The organism is Actinomadura soli (assembly GCF_005889715.1).
GTDB lineage: Bacteria > Actinomycetota > Actinomycetes > Streptosporangiales > Streptosporangiaceae > Spirillospora > Spirillospora soli.
In genome coordinates this window covers 1-4,325 of record NZ_VCKW01000431.1, presented here as the reverse complement: position 1 = coordinate 4,325, position 4,325 = coordinate 1, and the positions used below count along the sequence as shown (strand labels likewise).

5 protein-coding genes are annotated in these 4,325 nt (G+C 71.2%); 2 read left to right on the top strand and 3 right to left on the bottom strand.

Annotation, left to right across the window (positions count from 1 at the left end; genetic code table 11):
- Both ETD83_RS39875 and ETD83_RS39870 read right to left on the bottom strand, forming a co-directional pair.
- A partial coding sequence (locus ETD83_RS39875) for an ArsA family ATPase (RefSeq protein ID WP_138650441.1) occupies positions 1-1,164 on the bottom strand: 1,164 nt, incomplete at its 3' end.
- Between the two features lie 58 nt (positions 1,165-1,222).
- Complete coding sequence (locus ETD83_RS39870) at positions 1,223-2,218, bottom strand: ArsA-related P-loop ATPase (RefSeq protein ID WP_138650440.1); 996 nt, start codon at positions 2,216-2,218, stop codon at positions 1,223-1,225.
- A gap of 244 nt (positions 2,219-2,462) precedes the next feature.
- On the opposite strand from ETD83_RS39870, the gene ETD83_RS39865 reads away from it, so the two are divergent.
- Positions 2,463-3,545: a slipin family protein gene (locus ETD83_RS39865; RefSeq protein ID WP_138650439.1), complete on the top strand. Its 1,083-nt coding sequence runs from the start codon at positions 2,463-2,465 to the stop codon at positions 3,543-3,545.
- On the opposite strand, the gene ETD83_RS39860 is transcribed toward ETD83_RS39865, so the two are convergent.
- Complete coding sequence (locus ETD83_RS39860) at positions 3,542-4,057, bottom strand: MFS transporter (RefSeq protein ID WP_138650438.1); 516 nt, start codon at positions 4,055-4,057, stop codon at positions 3,542-3,544. The genes ETD83_RS39865 and ETD83_RS39860 overlap by 4 nt on opposite strands.
- Between ETD83_RS39860 and ETD83_RS39855 the strand changes: the two genes are divergently transcribed.
- Positions 4,056-4,205: a hypothetical protein gene (locus ETD83_RS39855; RefSeq protein WP_205718153.1), complete on the top strand. Its 150-nt coding sequence runs from the start codon at positions 4,056-4,058 to the stop codon at positions 4,203-4,205. The two genes, ETD83_RS39860 and ETD83_RS39855, sit on opposite strands and share 2 nt — an antisense overlap.
- Positions 4,206-4,325: the final 120 nt, after the last annotated feature.

The window sequence follows — 4,325 nt, the reverse complement described above, 5'->3', positions numbered from 1 at the left end:
GGCGAGGTCTTCGCCCACCTGGCGCAGGCCGTCCAGGTCGTGGACGTCCTCCGCCTGTGCCGGAACCGCCGTGACCGGGACGGTCGGGTGCGTGGACGCGAAATGGTCGCGCAGCCGCTCCTCGCGGGCGGCGAGCTGCATGCGGTCGGTGTGCAGGCGGAGTAGTGCCGCGGTCAGCGTGTGCTCCCCGCGTTCCTCCAGCGTCTCGGCCGCGGCCTGGCTGCGGGCGGCGGACAACAGGTCGTTCCGGGAGGTCGTCGTCCCACGAGAGAGCGTGTCCGCGACGGAGCCGTGGACGCGGTTGACCACCAGCCCCGCGAGCGGCATGCGTTCCTCCGCCAGACGTTCGACGAAGTAGGACGCCTCGCGGAGCGCGTCCGGCTCCGGGGCCGCGACGACGAGGAACGCGGTCCCGGGGGTCTGCAGGAGCTTGAAGGTCTTCTCGGCCCGCTCCCGGAACCCGCCGAACATCGTGTCGAACGCGGCGACGAACGTCTGCACGTCCCGCAGGAGCTGGACGCCGATGACCTTGTTGATGACACCGGTGAACACGCCGAACCCGGCGCTGATCACTTTGACGCCGAAGCGGCCGCCGGTCTTGGCCGGGGCGGCGAGGATCTTCATGAAACGGCCGTCGAGGAAGCGTCCCATCCGCTCGGGCGCGTCCAGGAAGTCGAGCGCGTTCCGGGACGGCGGGGTGTCCACGACGATGAGGTCCCAGGCGCCGGAGCGGTGCAGCTGGCCGAGCTTCTCCATCGCCATGTACTCCTGCGTGCCCGACAGGCTGGACGACAGCGACTGGTAGAAGGGGTTGGCGAGGATCTGCTTGGCCCGGTCCGGGTCGGCGTGCGCCTCGACGATCTCGTCGAAGGTGCGCTTCATGTCGAGCATCATGGCGTGCAGCTCGCCGTCGCCGTCGATCTCGATCTTGCGGGGGTTGTTGTCCAGCTCGGACAGGCCCATCGACTGGGCGAGGCGGCGGGCCGGGTCCACGGTGAGGACGACCACGTCCCGGCCGCGTTCCGCCGCGCGGACGCCGAGGGCAGCGGCCGTCGTCGTCTTGCCGACACCGCCGGAGCCGCAGCACACGATGATCTTCGTGCGGGGGTCGTCGAGGAGCGCGTCCACGTCGAGCGCGGGCGGGGTCTTGCCGGTCGGGCTCATCGGTTCGCCTTTCCCGGCCTGCGGCGCCGCGCGGGCGAGGGCCCGGACTGGCGGCCGGTCATGCGGCGCCCTGGGTGCGGAGGGCGGCGGCCAGGTCGTACAGGCCGGCGAGGTCCATGCCGTCCGACAGGAGCGGGAGCGTGTAGCGGGGACGGTCGATCGACTCCAGCCGCTCTTTCTCCCGGCGCTGGAGGGCGGTGCGGCGGGCGTGGTCGGCGGCCTCGGCGGCGAGTTCCGCGGCGATGGACTCGGCGTCGTGCTCCAGGCCGGCGGCCTTCACGCCCCGGACGATCTCGTCGGTGTCCAGCGCGCCGGCGGCGGCCGCGGCGAGGTCGTCCTCGGTGAGGACGGGCTGGTGCTCCATGTTGACGACGACACCGCCGATGGGCAGCCCGACGTCGGTGAGGTCGCGGATCCCGTCCATCGTCTCCTGGACGGGCATTTCCTCCAGGAGAGTCACGAAGTGCACGGCCGTCTCGGGGCTGCGCAGGACCTTCATCACGGTGTCGGCGTGGTTGCGCACTGGCCCGACCTTGGCGAGCCCTGAGACCTCGTCGTTGACGTTCAGGAATTTCGTGATGCGGCCGGTGGGCGGGGCGTCCATGACGACGGCGTCGTAGATGAACGAGCCGTCCTTCTTCTTGCGGCGCACCGATTCGCTGGTCTTTCCGGTGAGGATCACGTCGCGCAGCCCGGGCGCGATGGTCGTGACGAAGTCGATGATGCCGAGCTTGGTCATCGCCTTACCGGCGCGCTTGAGGTTGTAGAACATTTCGAGGTACTCGATGAGCGCCTCTTCGGTGTCGATGGCGAGCGCGTAGACGTCGCCGCCGTCCGGCGCGACCGCGACGCGCCGCTCCCCGTAGGGCAGCGGCGGGCAGTCGAAAAGCTGGGCGATGCCCTGCCGTCCCTCGACCTCGACGAGCAGGACCTTGCGGCCTCCGGCGGCCAGGGCAAGGGCGAGCGCGGCGGCGACCGTCGTCTTTCCGGTGCCGCCCTTACCGGTGACCACGTGGAGGCGTACGCCGTCCCAGTCGGTGTCTCTCGCGCTCACCCGATCGACCATATCGTTCACTCGGCAAACACTTCAGAGTGCGCCCGTCCTCGTGCAAGTGATCCCTGACACGGTTCGTCCAAGATCGTTCACGCGGGCACTGTCATTCGGCCTGCCCGCGCGGTTAGCTGGGAAACGTGGACCGCCCACCGGGTGGTTCCGTCTGGACCTCACGGGTTCAGAACTGCTGGGGCCGGAGGCGCTCCCCGCGGCCCCGGCCCACCACGCGAGAAAGGTGCCCGGGATGGAAGCGGTGGCCCTTGTCATATTGCTCGTCCTCCTTGTCGGCGGGCTGATGGTCCTGGCGGCGTCGATCCGCGTCGTCCAGCAGTACGAGCACGGCATCGTGTTCCGGTTCGGGCAGGTGCAGCGGGGCGGTGAGCTGCGTCCCAGCGCCGTCCGGGCGCCCGGCATCACGGCGATCGTGCCGATCGTCGAGCGGATGCAGAAGGTCAGCCGGCAGACGGTCACGATGGGCGTCCCGGGGCAGGACGGCATCACCCAGGACAACGTGAGCGTTCGCGTCGACGCCGTCGTGTACTTCCGGGTGATCGACCCGGTGAAGGCGATCGTGAACGTCCAGAACTACGGCTACGCGGTCTCCCAGGTGGCGCAGACGTCGCTGCGGTCGGTCATCGGCCAGGCCGACATGCAGGAGCTCCTCGGCGAGCGCGCGAAGATCAACACTCGGCTGCGGGGGATCATCGACGAGATCACCGAGGGGCCGTGGGGCATCCGGATCGAGATGGTCGAGATCAAGGACGTCTCGCTGCCGGAGGGCATGAAGCGGTCGATGGCCCGGCAGGCCGAAGCGGAGCGCGAGCGCCGCGCCCGGATCATCACCGCGGACGGCGAGTTCCAGGCGTCCAAGCGGCTCGCCGCCGCCGCGGAGATCATGTCGCAGGACCCGGCGGCCCTTCAGCTCCGGCTGCTGCAGACGGTCGTGGAGGTCTCCGCCGAGAAGAACAGCACGCTGGTCATGCCGCTGCCGGTCGAGATCCTGCGGTTCTTCGAGCGCGCCGCGGGCGGTCTGGGGCGCTCCGGCGAGGGTGAGGGCGAGAAGGCCAGGCTCGACCTCGGGGCGCGCCTGGCGAAGGCCGAGGAGGAGCTGGCGAAGGCGGCGGAGGCGTCGTCCGCGCTGGAGTCCGCCGAGGACGTCCCGCCGGTCATCGGACTGGACGAGCCCAAGCAACGCGACGAACCGCAGGCCGTGCGACCGCCGTCCGACGAGCAGCAGCACGGCATCACGGGCGGCGACCCCGAGCCACATCCCGCTGGGGATGAGGCCCAACCGGGAGGCGGTGCACAACCGGGCGGCAACGCCTAACCCGGCCGCGGTGCGCACTCGGCGGTGGGCATGGTCAGGTGCCGGACGCCGGGTACCGCAGCCGTCGCCAGGCATGAGGTGGCGACCAGGAAGGCCGCGATCAGCAGCGGAGTGGGTGTCCCCCAAGCGGACGCGGCCCAGGGTGCGAGCGCGTAGAGCTGCGGCCGTCCGCCGAGGAGCTCGATCGCGGCGAAGAGCTGGGCGGCGCAGCCGACGAGGTCGGTGGCCAGCGCGACGCCTCGCGCGTTGAGACGGTCCGCGACGACGCCGCCGATCGGCAGCAGGAGCAGGCGCGGAACCATCGCGCAGCCGAGCACCAGGGCCAGCGCGGACGTGGAGCCGGTCGCGCGCAGGACGGCGAGGGCGAGCGCGGCGGGTACGGCGGCGTCACCGGTCAGGGACAGGATGCGGGCGCCGTACAGCAGCCGGAAGTCCCGGCCGCGGAGGGGATGGGCCGAGCTAAGCGCGTCGATCGATTGGCGGTTGGTGGGGGGTGGAGGACGGCGGGCCATGCCGTCCAAGGGGCGCGCCGCCTGGCTGGGCGCGATGGACCGCGTGGGCCACGAGGAGTACCGGCTGCTCGGCGGCCTCAGCGCGGACGAGCGCCGCACCCTCTCCGACCTCCTCCGCCGCGTCATGATCCGCGCCGAACACCCCTGATTCGGTCGAACACCCGCCCGCCCGTTCACCGAGGCCGCCCTTACGCCCGCCGGGAGGCGCCGCGCGCGGGGGACGGCTGGCCCGCAGTCGCCGCTCCCGCACATCGGAACCCCTCTGGGA